At 61.2% G+C, this 17,945-nt stretch carries 19 protein-coding genes and 1 tRNA gene; 18 read left to right on the forward strand and 2 right to left on the reverse strand.

What is annotated here, in order from left to right; all coding sequences use genetic code 11:
• Position 1: 1 nt before the first annotated feature.
• Complete coding sequence (locus BZG29_RS18345) at positions 2-841, reverse strand: hypothetical protein (protein WP_077406001.1); 840 nt, start codon at positions 839-841, stop codon at positions 2-4.
• 112 nt (positions 842-953) lie between these two features.
• Here BZG29_RS18345 and BZG29_RS18350 point away from each other — a divergent pair, with 112 nt between their 5' ends.
• Entirely contained in the window at positions 954-1,400 is a 447-nt protein-coding gene (locus BZG29_RS18350) for a DUF2939 domain-containing protein (protein WP_077406004.1), read from the forward strand.
• A 125-nt stretch (positions 1,401-1,525) separates the two neighbouring features.
• Positions 1,526-2,029 (forward strand): DUF2939 domain-containing protein, encoded by a 504-nt coding sequence (locus BZG29_RS18355; protein WP_171985051.1) that lies wholly within the window; start codon positions 1,526-1,528, stop codon positions 2,027-2,029.
• A gap of 30 nt (positions 2,030-2,059) precedes the next feature.
• On the opposite strand, the gene BZG29_RS18360 is transcribed toward BZG29_RS18355, so the two are convergent.
• Positions 2,060-3,397: a polysaccharide deacetylase family protein gene (locus tag BZG29_RS18360; protein ID WP_150130985.1), complete on the reverse strand. Its 1,338-nt coding sequence runs from the start codon at positions 3,395-3,397 to the stop codon at positions 2,060-2,062.
• A 268-nt stretch (positions 3,398-3,665) separates the two neighbouring features.
• On the opposite strand from BZG29_RS18360, the gene BZG29_RS18365 reads away from it, so the two are divergent.
• The 16 genes from BZG29_RS18365 to BZG29_RS18435 all read left to right on the forward strand — a co-directional run bounded on the left by BZG29_RS18365 (position 3,666) and on the right by BZG29_RS18435 (position 17,908).
• Positions 3,666-3,878, forward strand: coding sequence for a hypothetical protein (locus BZG29_RS18365; protein ID WP_010399127.1), 213 nt, complete (start codon positions 3,666-3,668; stop codon positions 3,876-3,878).
• Between the two features lie 11 nt (positions 3,879-3,889).
• Complete coding sequence (locus BZG29_RS18370) at positions 3,890-4,297, forward strand: nuclear transport factor 2 family protein (RefSeq protein ID WP_077406016.1); 408 nt, start codon at positions 3,890-3,892, stop codon at positions 4,295-4,297.
• 314 nt (positions 4,298-4,611) lie between these two features.
• A complete protein-coding gene (locus BZG29_RS28690; protein ID WP_077406019.1) occupies positions 4,612-6,336 on the forward strand; it encodes a methyl-accepting chemotaxis protein in 1,725 nt (574 codons plus the stop codon).
• A gap of 435 nt (positions 6,337-6,771) precedes the next feature.
• The gene (locus tag BZG29_RS18380; protein WP_077409173.1) at positions 6,772-9,069 is read left to right on the forward strand and encodes a TonB-dependent receptor; all 2,298 of its coding nucleotides are present in this window, start codon (positions 6,772-6,774) and stop codon (positions 9,067-9,069) included.
• A gap of 102 nt (positions 9,070-9,171) precedes the next feature.
• Positions 9,172-9,258, forward strand: a tRNA-Leu gene (locus BZG29_RS18385).
• Between the two features lie 175 nt (positions 9,259-9,433).
• The gene (locus tag BZG29_RS18390; protein ID WP_077406022.1) at positions 9,434-10,651 is read left to right on the forward strand and encodes an integrase arm-type DNA-binding domain-containing protein; all 1,218 of its coding nucleotides are present in this window, start codon (positions 9,434-9,436) and stop codon (positions 10,649-10,651) included.
• Between the two features lie 92 nt (positions 10,652-10,743).
• Complete coding sequence (locus BZG29_RS27870; protein WP_150130986.1) at positions 10,744-11,607, forward strand: hypothetical protein; 864 nt, start codon at positions 10,744-10,746, stop codon at positions 11,605-11,607.
• Positions 11,608-11,730: 123 nt separating this feature from the next.
• Entirely contained in the window at positions 11,731-11,934 is a 204-nt protein-coding gene (locus BZG29_RS18395; RefSeq protein ID WP_216350316.1) for an AlpA family transcriptional regulator, read from the forward strand.
• Entirely contained in the window at positions 11,931-12,617 is a 687-nt protein-coding gene (locus tag BZG29_RS18400) for a Rha family transcriptional regulator (RefSeq protein WP_077406028.1), read from the forward strand. The genes BZG29_RS18395 and BZG29_RS18400 overlap by 4 nt, the downstream gene beginning before the upstream one ends.
• Entirely contained in the window at positions 12,614-13,210 is a 597-nt protein-coding gene (locus tag BZG29_RS27875) for a hypothetical protein (protein ID WP_150130987.1), read from the forward strand. Before BZG29_RS18400 ends, BZG29_RS27875 begins: the two co-directional genes overlap by 4 nt.
• Positions 13,207-13,446 (forward strand): hypothetical protein, encoded by a 240-nt coding sequence (locus BZG29_RS18410; protein ID WP_077406034.1) that lies wholly within the window; start codon positions 13,207-13,209, stop codon positions 13,444-13,446. The genes BZG29_RS27875 and BZG29_RS18410 overlap by 4 nt, the downstream gene beginning before the upstream one ends.
• Positions 13,443-13,796 carry a hypothetical protein gene (locus BZG29_RS18415; RefSeq protein ID WP_077406037.1) on the forward strand — a complete coding sequence of 118 codons (354 nt, stop codon included), beginning with the start codon at positions 13,443-13,445 and terminating at the stop codon, positions 13,794-13,796. Before BZG29_RS18410 ends, BZG29_RS18415 begins: the two co-directional genes overlap by 4 nt.
• Positions 13,793-13,978, forward strand: coding sequence for a hypothetical protein (locus tag BZG29_RS18420; RefSeq protein WP_150130988.1), 186 nt, complete (start codon positions 13,793-13,795; stop codon positions 13,976-13,978). The genes BZG29_RS18415 and BZG29_RS18420 overlap by 4 nt, the downstream gene beginning before the upstream one ends.
• Complete coding sequence (locus tag BZG29_RS18425; protein ID WP_077406043.1) at positions 13,975-16,161, forward strand: AAA family ATPase; 2,187 nt, start codon at positions 13,975-13,977, stop codon at positions 16,159-16,161. The genes BZG29_RS18420 and BZG29_RS18425 overlap by 4 nt, the downstream gene beginning before the upstream one ends.
• The gene (locus BZG29_RS18430; RefSeq protein ID WP_077406046.1) at positions 16,158-16,667 is read left to right on the forward strand and encodes a hypothetical protein; all 510 of its coding nucleotides are present in this window, start codon (positions 16,158-16,160) and stop codon (positions 16,665-16,667) included. Before BZG29_RS18425 ends, BZG29_RS18430 begins: the two co-directional genes overlap by 4 nt.
• Positions 16,668-16,837: 170 nt before the next feature.
• Complete coding sequence (locus BZG29_RS18435; protein WP_077406049.1) at positions 16,838-17,908, forward strand: site-specific integrase; 1,071 nt, start codon at positions 16,838-16,840, stop codon at positions 17,906-17,908.
• Positions 17,909-17,945: the final 37 nt, after the last annotated feature.

Here is a 17,945-nt window from a genome sequence, read left to right on the forward strand (position 1 = left end):
GTCAGGATGCGTCGATCAAGGCGGCTATGCGCTGGCTGAGTTCCACATTTTCCGCCTGCAGCTGCGCCACCTTCTGCTTCAGGCTGGCGATCTCGCCGCGCAGGCGCTCCGCTTCGGACGGCGCCTGGGCCGCGTTTTCCGCCCACGGCTCGTTGCCCGTTTCCGGCGTATCCTGCGACACGTGGGGCGCCTTCGGCTCGCGCGGCGTGCGCGTGGCGGCGCGCTGTTCGCGGATTTCCTTGGCCGCCTGGCGCAGCAGTTTTTTACCGCCGGCGACGGCCGCCACCTGTTCTTCCGGCGGCAGGGATGCCACGGTGGCCGCCGCATTGATCGAGATCGTGCCCGAGCGGACGGCTTCCACCAGTTCCGGCGAGGCCGCTTTCTGGATCTTCTCGATCTGGCTGATCTGGTTGCTGCTCAATCTGGCCGCCTTGGCCACCTCTTCGCGCGTGCTCATGGGTGGCTTCGGCGCGTTTTCGCCTTCCGGCGCATCCTGGGCGCTGACGGGCGCCGGGCTGCGCGCGGCGACGATTTCCTTCTTGCGCAGGGCCAGCACGCCGCGCTGGAAGTCCGACACGCTGCGGCGCGCCAGGTGATTGTCGATCATCCACAGCATGACATCGTCGAGCGAGGTAAAGCTGGTGTTCTGGATGGTCTTGAATTCGATGCCGTGCTGGCGGCAGATGGCGTAGCGGTTATGCCCGTCGATCAGCACGTCGTTCCACAGCACCAGCGCATCGCGGCAGCCTTCGGCCAGCAGGCTGCGCTCGAGCGCCGCGTACTCGCTGGCGGTGAGCGGGTCGATATACGACTGCAGCACCTGATTGATAGTGATATTCATGGTTGTCCTCAATATTGCGGCGCGATGGTCCGCGCCGGCACGAATGCTACACCATCCACCGCCCCTGGCCGGGTAAAATCACGGCGGCACAGCTCATACAAAAACACGGACCATGAAAAGAAAGTACGCCACCGCGCTCATTTTTAGCGTCGCCGCCATCGGCTTCACCTGGGTCAGCCCCTATATCGCCATGTACCGCATCAGCATCGCGGCGAAATCCGTGCGCCTGGAAAACCTGGCGCAGCAGGCCGACCTGCCCGCCGTGCGCGCCAGCGTGGCGCGCCAGCTGCGGGCGGCCGGCGAAACGGCCAATGAAGTGGATTTCAAGGAAATGCTCGACACCATCGTCTCGCCGCCCGGCATCACGGTATTGATCCTGCATGGCAAGCACGGGGCGGACGGCAAGCGCCACGACTTCGGCATGGCGTACCGCTCGTGGAACGAAGTGGTGCTGCGGCGCAGCGGCGCCGGCCCCGCCGCCAGCCAGTTTTTGCTGCGCCGCCATGGCATCTGGGACTGGAAATTGACGGACATCACCTTGCCGCCGGAATTACTTTAAAGAAACTTGATCTAAAACAACACTTACTTAAACCTCTATATTGATTTTGGGAAATATTATGTAGAATGCCAACACTTCAGGCGCACCGGGTCGCCAGGCATCCGAGAGATCGCACGATGAAAAGAATGATGCTTCTCGCTGTAGTGGCACTGGTCGCGCTGGCCGGCGTCTTCTATGGCAGCCCGTATTTCACCATGAACAAGATTCGCACGGCCACGATGGACGAAGATACCCAGGCCCTGGCGGCGCATATCGATCTGCTCCAGTTGCGCGGCAGCCTCGGACAACAACTGCACGCCCTGTTTTCGGCGCCCGAAGTGGCCGACGACATCAGTCCCGACGTCATCGACCCCTTGCTCGATACCATGCTGATGCCCGAAGGCATCGTCGCCTTGATGAAGCTCAATGACCGCTACGAAAAGCCGCTCGCCAAGGTCAGCGACATCAGCGGCCGCAAGCGCAATACCAAGCCCGACTACAAACTGCGCTACACCTCCTGGGACAGCGTCGTGGTGCAGCGCGCGCACAGCAAAAGCCATATCGGCGAACTGACCCTGACGCGCGACGGCCTGTGGCACTGGAAGCTGGTGTCGGTGGCCCTGCCGAAGAACTTGCTGGCCGACGCCTGAGGCGCCGGCGCAGCCCTGCTCCCGGGGCGATCAGCGCCGGTCCGTCACCCTGCCCGTCGTATCGGCAAACCAGCGGCTATGCGACACCACTTGCAGCGCGCCGGCAGCCACTTGCCCCGCCAGCCATGCCAGCAATTCATCGATGACCGCATACGAGGTCTGGTAGTCGGACGTTGGCGTCCTGACGATATCGTGGCCGTTGACAAACACAAAGCTGTCGTCGCCCACCGCCGCCTGGATCGCCGCCTGGACTTGCGCAAAGCTGGCGTCGTTTGTCAGGTTGACCGTGGAGGTATTGAGGATGTAGGCATCCTTGTCGTTGCCAGTGAAAAACACCTGGTCGAATCCGCGCTCGGCCGTATAGCCGGCGCCGCGCGCCGACAGGAAACCGGCGGCGCGCATCGCGTCGATGGCCGTATTGGTCCACAGCGATTCGACCCACGCATGGTGCGACGGCCCGTCGCCGCCGATACCGGCGGCGCGCATCTTGTCCCGCCCCACCTGCAGCGCAGTGACGTACTGGACCGAACCCTGTACCGCCACATTGTCGTGCACGCTCTGGTGCAGGGTAAAGTCGAACAGGCGCGACGGATCGTCGAAGCGCGCCTTCATGCGCTCGGCCGACATGTAATCGGGCTGTCCCAGCAGCGATGTGACGATGGCAAACGAGGCCGGCAAATCATAGTATTTCAATCGCTCCATCAGATACGTATCCCAGGAGGCATAACCATCGTCAAAAGACAAGATGACGGTGGGCAATTTACGCTTCGGCAACGCCGCAAGCATGCCCAGCCAGATGGTTTCCGGCTGCGTCGTGGCAGCAGTCAGCTGCACGGTAAATTTTCCGCGCGACAGGTTTTGTGCCGTGGGCGTGCCCTCGCAATCGAGCGGCGTGGCCAGCTTGGGCACCCACCACTCATTGTTGACGAACATCAAGGTGTCGGCGGCGGCGGAACCGCCGTAATGCAAGGCATTCAGGAAGCCGGACCAGAAACTGCTGTAATCGCTGTTGCCCAGGTAAATCATGCCACCCGTCTGCATGATGGCGGCATTCGTCGAGCGCAGGGCGAAGGAAAAGCGTTGCAGGTCCCAGTTGAACGGGATGCGCGGCTGGCCCTTGCCGGCAGCGCCTGTCGTGCCCACTTTCACGACGGTACCGGCAGGCAAGCCGGCTGGCAGGTCGATGCGCAAGGAGGGGTAGCCATCCTTGAACGACACGGCGGCATCGAGCGACACCGTGCAGCCCGACGTCACATCGCTGTCCCAGAAGGACAGGTCGTGCGTGGGCATGAATTCCAGCGGCGTATTGGTGACCGGCGGCGGGGGCATGGAAAAGCGGGGCGGTGCGTCAGGGTACTGGCTGGACATGGTGCGGCTTTCAAAAGTACTGCGCGCGGCGCGCGGCGGAACCAACGCAGCACGGCAGAAAAGGATCAATCAACATTGCCTTGCCAAGCTTTGTCGCCAGGAGTACTTGTCAACTATATCACTTAATTGCTATTATGCAAATAAATAATGACACCCAGTCATGCCTGCCGCGGCGGCCATGGCGCAGTCCGCGCGCCAGGCCGGCACGGCATCGCCCAAGCCCGCGCGGCACTGCTATCATCGAGCTTTGATTTCCATCGGAGGCTCCATGTCAGACCTGGTACAACACGCACTGGCCCACGCGGGCAAACCGGCCACCACGCCCTGGGTGGTGACGCTGATCAGCGGTGAAAAACTCACCGGCCCCATTTCCCCGCTCAGCGACGGCTGCTACGCCATCGGCCTGGGGCAAATCAAGTATTTTTCCAGCGACAAGGTCGCCTGCCTGAATGTCTCGGGCGCGGGCGCGTTTCCCATCTGAAGACCTTGGTAATGGATCACACGCAGGAGCAGACGCGGGAGCAGACGCAGGACAGCGCACGCCTGGCGCCGCAGCTGCAGGCGCTGGAAGCGGCGCTGCAAAGCCAGGCCGTGCGCGCCGACAGCGCCAGGCTGGCAGCGCTGCTAGCCGACGAGTTCGTCGAATTCGGCAGCTCGGGCAAGCTCTGGACACGCGCCGCGACCTTGTCGGACTTGCCGGCAGAAGATTTTTGTCCGCGCAGCATCAGCGATTTTCAAGCCCGCCTGCTGGCCGACAATGTGGCCTTCGTTAGTTATCGCTCGCAGCGCCACGCCAGCGGCGCCCTGCCCGCCAGCGCCAGCTTGCGCAGTTCGCTGTGGAAGTGGCGCGATGGCCGCTGGCAAATGATTTTTCACCAGGGCACGCCGGTTCCCGGCTGATCCGCAGCATCCGCCAGACGCTTTTCCCGCGCCCGATCCGATGGCGCCGGAACAAGCCTTGCGTGCCGAAAAGTTGTTTTTCGGCACGAAAATCTCATTGATTTACTGAATTTTTTATGCAACAATGAATTTAATAAATAAAACAAATAAATTATTGAAATCGGTTTTTAAGTAACACATCCTCACACCACGAATCCGTGTCCTGGATAGAGAAGTACTGCGCAAGGCACGACCCGCTGGCAGGCAAACGCCCGCCACTTGTCCCGCGCAAGCACCCTTTCTAATCGTCACCACGTATTCTTGGGAGAGGCATCATGGATAAATTCACCGTTCGCACCCAGCTCACTCTGGCTTTCGGCCTGCTGGTCTTTTTCCTCATCGGCATCTCGGTTCTGTCGGTGCGGAGTTTTTCCACCTTCAACGCCGGCTTTGAGCAGTATGTCAACGGCATCACGGCCCGCGCCAACACGGCGCACCGCGTGCGTGACGCGATCGACATGCGTGCCGTGGCGGCCAGGAACCTGGTGCTTGTCACCAAGCAAGAAGACCTGGAAACCGAACGCAAACACGTCTTGCAGGCGCACGCCGATGTCTCCAGGAACATGCAGCATCTGCTGCAGCTGGCACAGCAGCCCGGGGTATCGGACGAAGTGCGCGCCATCATCAACAAAATCGACAGCATCGAAAAACGCTACGCCCCCGTGGCGCTGGCCATCGTGGACCTGGCGCTGCAAAAGAAAACCGAGCAAGCCATCGTCAAGATGAACGAGGAATGCCGTCCTCTGCTGGCCGCCCTCGTCGCCGCCAGCGATGACTATTTCACCCTGACGGATCAGCGCTCCGCCCTCATCTTGCAGGAAGACAACGAACGCTACATTCTCAACAGAAATATCCTGATCGGCGCCAGCATGCTCTCCATCGTGCTGGCGGCCCTGGCGGGCTGGCTCATCACGCGCAGCCTGCTCAAGGCGCTGGGCGCAGAACCGAAGCAACTGTGCGACGCCGTCAGCCTGCTGGCGGGCGGCGACCTGACAGGAAAACTCAGCGTTGCAGCGCACGATACGGTCAGCGTGCTGTCGGCGCTGCAGCGCATGCAGGTGTCGCTGACCTCGGTGGTGTCCTCCGTGCGCCAGGATTCCGATACGGTGTCCCTTGCCGCCGAGGAGATTTCCACCGGCAATAACGACCTCTCCTTGCGCACGGAACAGCAAGCCAGTTCACTGGAAGAAACCGCTTCCTCGATGGAAGAACTTACCAGCACCGTACGCAAGAATGCGGAAAATGCCCGCGAAGCCAATGTGCTGGCCACGACCGCATCGGACGTCGCCAGCAAGGGCGGCGCCGTGGTGGGCCAAGTGATGGGCACCATGGACCTGATCAGCGAATCGTCGCGCAAAATTGTCGACATCATCAGCGTCATCGACGGCATCGCCTTCCAGACCAATATCCTGGCCCTGAATGCGGCCGTGGAAGCGGCGCGTGCCGGCGAACAGGGGCGCGGCTTCGCCGTCGTGGCCACCGAAGTGCGCGGCCTGGCCCAGCGCAGCGCCAGCGCGGCCAAGGAAATCAAGACGCTGATCGACGATTCCGTCAGCCGCGTCGATGCGGGCGCCAGGCTGGCGGCGCAAGCGGGCACGACGATGTCCGAGGTGGTCGCCAGCGTCGCCCGCGTCAGCAACATCATCGCTGACATCACGATGGCCAGCCAGGAACAGTCCACCGGCATCGAGCAGATCAATCAGGCGGTGGCGCAGATGGATAGCGTCACGCAACAAAACGCGTCGCTGGTGGAAGAAGCGGCGGCGGCGGCCGAATCGCTGCGCGACCAGGCCAGCCACCTGGTGCAAACCGTGAGTATCTTCAAGACGCACGACGGCCAGGTGGCGGCACCCGCCCCAGCGCCAGCGCGCGCCAGCCAGAAGCCGCTGCGCCTGGTACCGGCACCGGCCAGCAGCACCGTCAAGCGCCAGGCCGCGCCGGCAAAACCCCGTGCGGTGCAAGCGGAAGCCGTGACAGCCGGCGATTGGGAAGAGTTTTAAGCAGATAGCGGCATGCGGCCACGCATGTCGCCGCTTCACCCGCACAGGGGCTTCGCCGCAGGCGGCGCCCCTGTCGCGTTGCAACAACACGCATCCTGCCGAAAAAAATCCGCGGCAGCTGTTGTATTTCCAGTGCCCGGGCGCGGGCCGCACGGCAACAGCCCTCCCTCTGTTTGCGTTTCCGCAGGAAACCGCCATCGCCATGCCAGGCCACTTTGCGCTCGCGCAAGCCTGCCGGCACTCCACTATGCACCCGCCAAATATTGACGACAAATACGATTTTATTCGCGTATTCAGTCGAAAAACATATGAATGAGCACGCCTGAAAAATGGCATGAATACCAAAACTTTCCGTGCTAGCATGATTTTTCGTCCAGCTGGCCAGCGCCAGCTTGCAGCGCCCCAACAACCTTCACCGACAGGAGCCGTTTCATGATGACACCGCATGCCAGCACACGCGCCAGCACCGTACGCCACAGCCTGATTGCCCTGGCAATCACTGCCGCCTTCCCCCTGCAGGCGATGGCGCAGGACAGCGTCCCGCCGCCAGCCGCCGACGCGCCTGCCGCTCCGGTGGCGCAGGCCGGCCCTGGCCAGCTGGAAACGGTGATCGTGACGGCGCAGCGGCGCGCGGAAAACATCAAGGACGTGCCCATGTCCATCGCCACCCTGAAGGGCGACAAGCTCGACACCCTGACGGCCGGCGGCGCCGACATCCGCTTCCTCAACAGCCGTTCGCCCAGCGTGTCCGTCGAATCGGATTACGGCCGCACCTTTCCCCGTTTCTACATTCGCGGCCTGGGCAATACCGACTTCGACCTGAACGCTTCGCAACCGGTGGGCCTGGTGATGGACGACGTGGTGCAGGAAAACGCCATGTTGAAAGGTTTCCCCGTGTTTGACGTGGATCAGGTCGAGGTGCTGCGCGGCCCGCAAGGCACCTTGTTCGGCCGCAACTCGCCGGCCGGCGTGATCAAGTTCGATTCCGCCAAGCCCGTCTTCAAGACGGAAGGCTATCTGAGCGGCGGCTTCGGCAAGGATGGCATGAAGAACCTGGAAGGCGCCTTCAACGTGCCCGTCAGCGACACGGTGGCCCTGCGCTTTTCCGGCCAGACGCAGCGCCGCGACGACCGCGTGCACAACCCGCGTCCCACCGGCACGCGCGACTTCGAAGGCTATGAAGACAGCGCCGCCCGCCTGCAGGTACTGGTCAAGCCCACGCGCGACTTCACCGCCCTGTTCAACGTGCATGCGCGCAACCTCGACGGCACGGCCACCTTGTTCCGCGCCAACATCCTGAAACAGGGCACGAATGACCTGGTCGACAATTTCGATTACAGCTCCTACCCGACCGATGGCATCAACCGCCAGCACCTGAAAACCAAGGGCGGCAGCATGCGCCTGAAATGGGACTTGCCCGGCGTCACTCTGCATTCGATCACCGGCTACGAAAAACTCGATTTCTTCAGCCGCGCCGACGTCGACGGCGGCTATGGCGCCGTGTACGCCCCGCCGATGGGCCCGGGCTTCATCCCCTTCGTCGTGGAAACGGCCGACGTGATCCCCAACCACAAGCAGATTTCGCAGGAATTCCGCGCCGAATCGTCTGCCCGCGGCCCGCTGCAATGGATAGGCGGCTTGTTCTACTTCAAGGAAGATATCCAGATCGACAGCATCAGCTTTGACAGCCTGGCGCCCGGCAATCCGCAAAACAGCGCCTACGCCACGCAAAACCAGAGTTCGAAGTCGTACGCGGCCTTCGGCTCGCTCAACTACACGGTCTCGGACGCCCTGAAACTGCGGGCCGGCCTGCGCTATACGAGCGACAAGAAGGATTTCTCGGCCAAGCGCGTGGAAGCGACCACGGCCGGCCCCTTCAACCTGAACGACACCTCGCACAACGTCAGCTGGGACTTGAGCGGCACCTATGTGCTCACGCCGGAAACCAATGCCTACGCGCGCATCGCCACCGGCTACCGCGCGCCGTCGATGCAGGGCCGCCTGAACGGCCTGGCCGACCGCCCCTCGTTTGCCGGCGCCGAGAAAGCGCTGTCCGTCGAGGCGGGCATCAAGCAAGACCTGTTCGACAAGCGCGCGCGCCTGAGCGTGGCCGTGTTCCAGTACCGCGTCAAGGACAAGCAGCTGACGGCCGGCAGCGGCGCCGTCAACATGAACCAGCTGATCAACGCAGACAAGGCCACGGGCCGCGGCGTGGAACTCGATTTCCAGGCAAATCTCAGCGATTCGCTCAGCATGACCCTGGGCGGCAGCTACAACCACACGGAAATCCAGGACAAGAAGCTGTTCGTGCAAAGTTGCGGCAACGCGCAAAACAACCCGGCCAGCGGCTGCACCGTGACCGATCCCGTCGGTCCGTTCAAGGGCACCGCCTACATCGACGGCAACCCGCTGCCCCGCGCGCCGGAATGGCAGACCAACTTCACCCTGAAATACAGCATTCCCGTCGCCAATGGCGAGTTCTACGCCTACACGGACTGGGCCTATCGCACCAGCTACAACTTCTTCCTGTATGAAGCGAAGGAATACAAGGCCAAGGAACTGCTGGAAGGCGGCTTGCGCGTCGGCTACAAATGGGACCGCTATGAGCTCTCCGCGTACGGCCGCAACATCACCAACCAGATCCAGTCGCTGGGCGCCATCGATTTTGATAACCTGACGGGCATCATCAACGAACCGCGCACGTATGGGGTGCAGTTCAAGGCGACGTTCTGACGACAGGCAGATAAAACCATGCTGTCCGGCACGAACCGGACAGCATGGCTCAGGCACAAGATGGCATTATGGGCATCACCTGTGCTAGAATCTCGCCGCGCTGCCCGGATGGTGAAACTGGTAGACACTGGAGACTTAAAATCTCCCGCCTGTAAGGGCGTGCCGGTTCGATTCCGGCTCCGGGCACCAAATGATCATGTTATATCGTGTTAAGAAGTCTCAAAACCCGCCCTTCTCATAGGAGGCGCGGGTTTTTTGTTGTGTCGCGCCGTCTCACGGCGTAGCATGGCAGCGTACAGTTTTGTCGGTACTTCTGACGGTACTTTCCGATACCGTCAGAAAAAGTACCGTCACGGAGAAAAACATGGCGCTGACAGACACATTCGTACGGCAGGTAAAGGCCACCCGGCCTGCCGGCGACAAGCACACGGACGGCGGTGGCATGTACCTGCTGGTGAAGGGCGCGGGTAAATACTGGCGGCTGGACTACCGCTACCTGAACAAGCGCAAGACGCTGGCCCTGGGCGTCTACCCTGCCGTATCGCTGGCCAGCGCCCGCAAGCGGCGCGACCAGGCGCGCAAGCTGCTGGCCGAAGGCATCGACCCGGGCCAGGCCAAGCGCGACGACCTGCACGCCAAGGCGGCAGCAGCTGGCCACACCTTCGAAGCCGTGGCGCGGCAGTGGCTGGGCAATACGCAAGCCGAGCGCGCCGAGAGCACCCAGCACAAGAACACGTCCTGGCTGGAAAAGAATATCTTCCCGGAGATCGGGGCGATGCAGATCGCGGCCATCAAGCCGCGCGATGTGCTGGCCGCGCTGCGCAAGATCGAGGTGCGCGGCGCCATCGAGTCGGCCCACAAGATCAAGCAGCTGTGTGGCCAGGTGTTCCGCTTCGCCGTTGCTTCCGGCCTGGCCGAGCGCGACGTGACCGTGGATCTGCGCGACGCGCTGGCGGCCGTGCCGGGCACGCACTATGCCGCCATCACCGAACCCAAGCAGGTCGGCGCCCTGCTGCGCGCCATCTTCGACTACAGCGGCCACCCCTACGCCGTGACGGCGCTCAAGCTGGCGCCGCTGCTGTTTGTGCGTCCTGGGGAGCTGCGTGCCGCTGAATGGGCGGAAATCGATCTTGACGACGCGCTTTGGCGCATTCCCGGCGGCAAGATGAAGATGAACCTTGACCACCTGGTGCCGCTGTCGAGCCAGGCTGTAGCCCTGCTGCGCGGCGTGCACGCGATGAGCGGCGCCGGCCGGTATGTTTTCCCGAGCATTCGCACGCAAGATCGCTGCATGAGCGACAACACCGTCAATGCGGCGCTGCGCGCCATGGGCTACTCGAAGGAGGTCATGACTGGTCACGGCTTCCGCGCCATGGCCAGGACCATCATGGATGAGGTGCTGGGCGAGCGCGTCGACCTGATCGAGCACCAGCTGGCGCACGCGGTCAAGGACGTGAACGGCAGGGCCTACAACCGCACCAGCCATCTGCCGGCGAGGCGGGAAATGATGCAGCGATGGGCGGACTACCTGGACAAACTGAGGGTAGGTGCTGATGTGATACCGCTGCACGCAAATAATTGACGATCTACGCCGGCCATAGGCTGATCCCCGAAAACTCGTTCCCTGACGAGCTTGGCCAGCACCTAATTTACAGGGGCATCAAGGGGTGCATTATGAAATGGAAAATAACTTCACTGCCTGGCGAGTATGAAAATAGTGACGAAACAAAAGCTAAAGCCAAAAAAGAGGCTCTTGCAGCTGTAATTAATATTAAGATTAATCTGACTGATGAAGGCCAACTTGATGTAAATAAGTTGGGGAAAAAGTGGGTGCAGAAAATAGGACTAATATATTCAACACTTAATAACCAATCCAAAGGGAGAATTGACCATCTAATAGCTTTTTCCGTGCGCGCTGATGAATATGCTTGCAATTACGAAGCATTGCTCAGATTAAATACTTCAACGATAGATAAAATATTTTCTGACGCCAAACTAACTACCGCCAGTGGCTGCAAGGAATTTTGGCCCTGTGGAACGTTGCTTGCACAGCACTACTCATCATACTGTGAGGCTATATCCGCTAGCGAAATTGAATTTTCTCAAATGCCCCCTACGGGCATTGTACTCAGAGCGCTCGCCGTTAATAGAGCACTGCAGGCCGCATTATTCATAGATAAATCTATCGAAACAGCACTTGATTTGTTGTGTGATGCTTCTCACGCATTGTATATGGCCGGAGCTGGTGACTCTAAAGCGGATTCATACAATCACCATAAAAACAATTTGCGTGTAAATGGCCATAATGGAGGGAAGAATCGCCATGCTGATATGGCAGCTTTAAAGAAATGGACAATTGATAAATACGTGAGTGAATTGAGTGAGAAAAAATGGAAATCGGCAAATGCCGCTGCCTATGCGTTAAAAGATGAAGTAATTGCGCATGGGAAAACCATTGGCGCAAATGCAGTATTGGCCCCGTCTAATGCACAAAGAACCATAGCAACTTGGATTAGTGAATATAAAAAATCTGTCTAGCCACTAGGCCGATACGTCAACCCGCCAGGCCGCACCGCCTAACAGGTTGACGGTATAGATTCAGCAATCGAAAGCAAGCACGCTTCACCCATTGCGCTACGGCGTACAACCAAGGGGTGTATCGTGTCACAGCAAGTTATCAGAATTGCCGATCTGGCGACCACCAAGGGCAAGCCAGGTAAATTACCTGTCAGCCCTGCCACCGTCTGGCGCTGGGTCAGGGAAGGTAGCTTTCCCAAGCCTTTCAAACTGAGCGCCTCTGTCACCGTCTGGGATCTAGCCCAAGTTGAGGCATTCATCGCCAAACGCGCTGGCGGTGCGTCATGAGCACTACCACCGACCAGGCCGGTGCCGGCCGCGCATCTGCTGGCGCACTCGTTCATATTCACCAGGGCAAGCCTGTAACCGACTCGCTGATCATTGCTGGCGAATTCAAGCGACGCCATGACAATGTCCTGCAATCGCTCGATGCCCTGATTGCCGATGGCACGATAGGATGCCTAGAATTCAAGGAGTCCTCCTACCTGAGCGGGCAAAACAAGGCGCAGCGCAAGATTGAGCTGACCGAGCGCGGCGCCCTGGTGGCCATGCCATTTATCGGCGGCAGGAACTCCCGACTTGGACAGGTGCGCCTGGTCGACGCGTTCATGGCGCTGCGCGATGAACTGACCGGGCGCCAACAAGCTGACTGGTCGAGCTCGCGCAAGAAAGTGTCGACCAGCTTTCAGGATATGTGCGATGCACTGTATGAAGTCCGTGCTGATGCCGGCAAGGCCACCGCCGCGCACCACTATGCTGCCGAAGCCAAGCTGGTCAACTGGGTGCTGTTCGGCCGTTTTGAAGCCGTCGACCGCGATGAACTGCTGCAGGCCGACTTGGCGCTGATGGAGCGAGTCGAAGCCCGCAACGCCATGTGGATCTCTCGCGGCCGCACATACGACCAGCGCAAAGCGGCATTGCCCGGTTTCCTCGCATCCGTCCGCACCAAGCCCGCCAGGATCGCCCAATGACCGCCCATACCGCACGCCACTACCGGAAATGTGTCGGTACAAAAAGCTTGACGGCCCGCTTGTTGTCGGTCTATCCTGAAAACGTCGCAAAAAAAGAAGCGACCGGGTTTGACAGCCCGATCAGACAAAGGCGGACATCCGCCACCCGGCGGTATTTTTTCGTCCGTACCATTACGTCTCCTATGAGCGGCAATGGTGGGGAGGCTTCGGCCTGCCGGTTTCCTTTGTCACCGGTCTGTCAACCCCGCCATTTGCTGCTCACCCCGTTTGACAGCGGGTTGCGCGGTTCTACAACCGACAAGGAGGCAATCATGCCAGGCACCGCCACACCCCTACATTCCCCACTACCCTCGATCACCGGCACGCTGTCCGTGGATCAGCTTTTCCAGACCGCGTTTTACAACGGTCGCACGCCGCGCAGCGTGGAATACAAGGCCGGCGCACGCATGGCGCTCGAGCACCGCATCGAACATAAAGACCTCGATATGCCGTACCAGGCCGGCACTGCCGCCGCCGATGCCTTCTTTGCCGGCATTGAAGAGGGCAAAACCATCTGGCGCACTGCTATTGCCAAGATCGGCGGTGCAGCATGAAAACGAGCACTCGTAGCCAAATTGATGCTGCCATCGTGCTGGATGCGCCCTTTGTTGATATCCATATCGCATACGCCGCCGCTCCCGAGCATGCCCACATGCGTGCGCGCCAGTTGGCCGCGCTTCTCCGGGCGATGCAGCCAGAAGAAGGCCCTGACGATCTGCTTTGGCTGGCACAGCAAATGGCCGATGAAGTCGCAGGCACGTTGGCTGGCATTGAAGGCGGTGCGCCATGAGCACCCGTCACACACCTGCACCGGCCAAGCTGCCAAAGGCCGCCGCCTTTCATGTGCCCTTCTCGCACTTGGACCACCGCCTGAAGGATGATCAGGATGCGCAATTCGCCGCCATCACCATGGATATCGCCCGTGGCATCGGCGTGTGCCTTGAAATTGCCAGCAATAGCGATCTGGCCAGGGAAATGAACGCTGACGCCGATCCGGCCGACGAAGACTTGCCTGTGCTTGGCCCGGTAGATACCTACATTCTTACGCGCTTTGCCATCTCGGCAGCGAGATTGCTGGCCGACCAGGCTGAGGACCGTATCACATGGATGAACGAATACTGCGTAAAGGAGGCGAAATGATGGCCACCACACCACACAAGCCCTGGGGCGTCACCTTTGCTGGCGCCACCATCGCTTTCTCCACACGCGCCGAAGCCAAGCGCTTCATTCGCACCAATCACCAGGACGTGGCGGACCGCCGCGGCGGCACCTTCAAGGCCGTCATCGTCCGCATTCCTGTGCCGAAGGAGGCTATCCATTGAACGCTTCGCTTTCAAACATCGAGGCACAGTTTGCCATCGCCATGGCCGGCTACGACCTGGCCCCACCCGATATCGTCGCCGATGGCCTGCGCCACCGCTTCGATGCGCCAGATGACAAGAAGGGCCGGAAGTCGGCCTGGTACATCCTGCACAGCGACGGCGTGCCGGCCGGCGCCTTCGGCAACTGGAAAACCGACCTGTCCGAAAAGTGGTGCGGCAAGTCCGACCAGGTGCTGACGCCGGCCGAGCGCGCCGAGTACCGCGCGCGCATCGACAAGGCCAGGCAGGAAGCCGAGTTCACGCGCCTGCAGCTGGAAGGCGAAGCAGCGACCGTGTGCATGCGCATACTGGCCGGCGCGCGCGATGCCACCGACGACAATCCGTACTGCGTCCGCAAGGGCATCAAGCCGTATGGCCTGAAAGAGTTCAAGGACAAGCGCACCCTGATCGTGCCAATACGCGACGCCACCGGCGCCATCACCAGCGTGCAATTCATCTACGAGGATGGCAGCAAGCTCCTCAAGTCGAACGGCAAGGTCAAGGGCTGCTACTACAGCTTTGGCGGCAAGCCTGCCGATACGCTGCTGGTCTGTGAAGGCTTTGCCACCGGCGCCAGCCTGTATGCCGTGACCGGCTACCCGGTGGCCGTGGCTTTCAATGCTGGCAACCTGGAGCCGGTGGCCAGGGTGCTACGCGGTAAGCTGCCGGGCGTCCGGATCATCGTGTGCGCCGATGACGACAGGTTCAAGGAGAGCGGCAATACCGGCCTGCTAAAGGCGAAGGCTGCGGCCGCTGCTGTTGGCGGCTTCCTGGCGGTGCCTGTGTTCCAGTCTGACGATGGACAGCCTACCGACTTCAACGACCTGCATGCCCGCGAGGGAAGTCAGGCTGTCATGGCGGCAATCAGCGCGGCCGCGCCGCACGACGGTAGCCATGCTGCGCCTGTTGCGCTGGCGTCGCCGGCAGCTGGGCCAGTTACGAGCTTGACCAACGATCGCTCGATGATCCCGGTGACCGACACGCGCACCGTGAAAATTCGCTGCGCCACCGATATCAAGCCGCTACCGATCACCTGGCTGTGGCCTGGCTGGGTTCCGGCCGGTAAGCTGACCATCCTTGCGGGCGCGGCTGGAACAGGCAAGACGACACTGGCACTCGGCCTGGCCTCGGTGCTGACGGCAGGCGGTACATGGCCGGATGGCAGCGCCTGCAAGCGCAAGGGTAACGTCCTGGTGTGGTCGAGCGAGGACGTGGCCGACGATACCCTGGTGCCGCGCCTGATCGCCTCTGGCGCCGACCTGAGCCGCTGCCACTTCATTGAGGGCATCACGGAAAACGGCGAGAGCGTGCCGTTCGATCCGGCCCAGGACATTCCCGAGCTGCACCGCGCGGTGGCCGCCATCGGCGGCGTGAGCCTGCTGCTGATCGATCCTATCGTGTCCGCCGTGGCCGGCGACATGCACCGGGCCAATGATGTGCGTCGCAGCTTGCAAGCCGTGGTGGACTTCGCCGAGGCCCACCAGTGCGCGGTGATCGGCATCACCCACTTTGCCAAGGGCGGCGCAGGCAAGGCGCCACAGGACCGGGTTATCGGATCCCAGGCATTCGGTGCCTTGGCGCGCATGGTGCTGGTGACGGCGAAGGAAGAAGACGGCGCCCGCCGCGTGCTGGCGCGCGCCAAGTCGAACATCGCTCCGGATGACGGCGGCGTGTCTTACAGCCTGGGCATGAAGACGATCAATGGCGGCATCGAAGCCACGCACGCGGTATGGGAAGGCACCATTGACGGAACTGCACGGGAAATCCTGGGCGAGGTTGAGCACGATGAGAGCGAAGGTGGAGATGGTGGACAGCGTGACGACCTGGAGCGCATGCTGATTGACACCCTCACCGATGCTGGCGGTCGCATGGCCACCAAAGCTTTGCAAGCCGAAATCCGGGATGCTGGACATTCATGGGATGCGGCTAAACGCATCAAAAAATCGCTGGGAATTGAGGCGGTGAAGGCCAGCATGGGCGGTCCATGGATGTGGTGTTTACCGGGCGCAATTCCACGAAGGGAGCACGAAGGGAGTGAAGGGAGCACAGAAAAAACAGCGCCCCCTTCGCTCCCTTCGGCGCTCCCTTCCCAAAAGATTGCATCCAATGTCATACCAATTTCCTCGGTTGAGGTGACGATATGACCCCCGCAAGCCTGCTGGCGGAATGCCAAAAGGCAGGCGTAATTGTCGAGCTGGCAAGTGGTGCTCTCAAACTGAAAGGCCAGCCCGATGCGGTGCATTTCGCCGCAGACATGCTGCGCCCTTTCAAGGAGGATCTGGTGCGCTACCTCGATCAACCCATCGCCGAACCACTTTCCCAAGCGGTACAGCCTTGCCAGGCATCGAGCACGACGCCGCCCGACGATACCACCCGCGCACGGGCGGCACTGTTTCGTGGCCGGGGCTTGAATCAGGCGGCGGCCATGGTGCTGGCGCACCGGCTGACGGTACGCGACCAGCAGCGCGACGAACGGCGGGTATGCCTGGAGTGCGCGCACATGGCCGGCACCGCCAATGCCAGGCGCTGTGGGCAATGGCGGCATACCCGGATGAAGGGACCAGCCATGCCAGCCGACCTGGTGGATGTATTGCAGCGCTGCTGCGGCTTTGCGATCCGGGTGCTCCGGGATGGCGAAGCAGCACCATAACGGTGCAGCCCGCAAGCCCTGAAACGCTCCGGTAACGCCGCTGTAATGGTGACTGCGTTACTTCGCTACTGCCAAGCCAGCGGCGCGCGCGGATGCGCGGCCCTGGTACCGCGCCAGCCGTTGTATCTCACACAGCATTGCCACAAAAAATAACTACGATAGGAAAAAACATGAGCGCAACTTTATTTCGAGTTGGAGAAAGCAAGATTTGGCATTACCGGTACCAGGTGGCCGGCCAGCGCGTCCAGCGCACCACGCGCCTGACAGTCAAGAACGAAGCCGAGATTGTAGCCGCCCGGGCCTACGCCGATGCTGTTACCCGTGCGAACGGTGGAAAGCCGGTACCAACGCTGGCCGAACTGTTCGCCGAGTGGCAGCTGGTGCGCGCCCCCGTCGCCAGTGTTGCGCATCGCCGTTCGGTGGATGTGATCCGGCGCCTGCATCTTTACGACCTGGGCGATCTGCCTGTGAGCGACATCACCACACTGCACATCGAGAAAGCGCGCAACCTGCACCTGGTCGCCCACAAGCCGGCGTCCGCCAATGCCTGGTTGCGGGTAATCAAGCTGATGGTCAATTGGGCCGTCAAGCGCGAGATCCTGCTTCGGTTGCCATGGCGAGTAACCATGTTGAAGGTCCAGAAAGTCCCGCGTGCCATCTTGTCGCTCGCTTCGGCTGGCGACTGGCTCGCCCAGGTCGATGCCGCGACGGTAGACACGCCCGAAGTTGCCGTGGCCATACGGTTGCTGTTCGGCCTGGGCCTGCGCGAGAGCGAGGCTGCCACTGCACGCTGGGAGTGGATCGACTGGGAACGCAAGACCTACACGCCGGGCATCACCAAGGGGCGCGAGGCCGAGCCTTGCCCTATCCAGCCATGGCTTGTCGACTATCTGGCAGCCTTGCGCAAAGGCGAAGGCCTGATCGCGCCGCGCGCCGACGGCACGCAGCTGCAATCCGGCTATGCCCGTACGGCAATGAAAACCGCGAACGCGAAGAGCCAGATCAAGGGACTCACGCCGCACCGCCTGCGCGGCAGCTATGCGACGCTGCTGTCGGAGGCCGGCGCGAACATCCAGACGATCCAGGCTGTCATGCGTCACAAGAGCCCCATCACGACGATGGCCTACCTCGAAAAGGATATGGATTGCGTGAAAGCTGCGCAGGAAAGGATGGCGGAGAAGATGGGTTTTGGGCGGCGAGGAAGTGAAACGGCCGCTCTGCTCCCTCCTGCGAAAAAGTAACCACCATGTTTATCGGGAATCATCGGGGATTTTCGCG

The organism is Janthinobacterium sp. LM6, from assembly GCF_002002885.1.
Classification (GTDB): domain Bacteria; phylum Pseudomonadota; class Gammaproteobacteria; order Burkholderiales; family Burkholderiaceae_D; genus Janthinobacterium; species Janthinobacterium kumbetense.

What these genes read in the sequence shown, in the direction of transcription:
- BZG29_RS18435 (WP_077406049.1), top strand. Translation starts at nt 16,838, where the DNA reads ATGAGCGCAACTTTATTTCGAGTTGGAGAAAGCAAGATTTGGCATTAC.
- BZG29_RS18420 (WP_150130988.1), top strand. Translation starts at nt 13,793, where the DNA reads ATGATGGCCACCACACCACACAAGCCCTGGGGCGTCACCTTTGCTGGC.
- BZG29_RS18360 (WP_150130985.1), bottom strand. Translation starts at nt 3,397, where the DNA reads ATGTCCAGCCAGTACCCTGACGCACCGCCCCGCTTTTCCATGCCCCCG.
- BZG29_RS18345 (WP_077406001.1), bottom strand. Translation starts at nt 841, where the DNA reads ATGAATATCACTATCAATCAGGTGCTGCAGTCGTATATCGACCCGCTC.
- BZG29_RS18400 (WP_077406028.1), top strand. Translation starts at nt 11,931, where the DNA reads ATGAGCACTACCACCGACCAGGCCGGTGCCGGCCGCGCATCTGCTGGC.
- BZG29_RS18350 (WP_077406004.1), top strand. Translation starts at nt 954, where the DNA reads ATGAAAAGAAAGTACGCCACCGCGCTCATTTTTAGCGTCGCCGCCATC.
- BZG29_RS18430 (WP_077406046.1), top strand. Translation starts at nt 16,158, where the DNA reads ATGACCCCCGCAAGCCTGCTGGCGGAATGCCAAAAGGCAGGCGTAATT.
- BZG29_RS18355 (WP_171985051.1), top strand. Translation starts at nt 1,526, where the DNA reads ATGATGCTTCTCGCTGTAGTGGCACTGGTCGCGCTGGCCGGCGTCTTC.
- BZG29_RS18365 (WP_010399127.1), top strand. Translation starts at nt 3,666, where the DNA reads ATGTCAGACCTGGTACAACACGCACTGGCCCACGCGGGCAAACCGGCC.
- BZG29_RS18390 (WP_077406022.1), top strand. Translation starts at nt 9,434, where the DNA reads ATGGCGCTGACAGACACATTCGTACGGCAGGTAAAGGCCACCCGGCCT.
- BZG29_RS18410 (WP_077406034.1), top strand. Translation starts at nt 13,207, where the DNA reads ATGAAAACGAGCACTCGTAGCCAAATTGATGCTGCCATCGTGCTGGAT.
- BZG29_RS18380 (WP_077409173.1), top strand. Translation starts at nt 6,772, where the DNA reads ATGACACCGCATGCCAGCACACGCGCCAGCACCGTACGCCACAGCCTG.
- BZG29_RS18415 (WP_077406037.1), top strand. Translation starts at nt 13,443, where the DNA reads ATGAGCACCCGTCACACACCTGCACCGGCCAAGCTGCCAAAGGCCGCC.
- BZG29_RS28690 (WP_077406019.1), top strand. Translation starts at nt 4,612, where the DNA reads ATGGATAAATTCACCGTTCGCACCCAGCTCACTCTGGCTTTCGGCCTG.
- BZG29_RS27870 (WP_150130986.1), top strand. Translation starts at nt 10,744, where the DNA reads ATGAAATGGAAAATAACTTCACTGCCTGGCGAGTATGAAAATAGTGAC.
- BZG29_RS27875 (WP_150130987.1), top strand. Translation starts at nt 12,614, where the DNA reads ATGACCGCCCATACCGCACGCCACTACCGGAAATGTGTCGGTACAAAA.
- BZG29_RS18370 (WP_077406016.1), top strand. Translation starts at nt 3,890, where the DNA reads ATGGATCACACGCAGGAGCAGACGCGGGAGCAGACGCAGGACAGCGCA.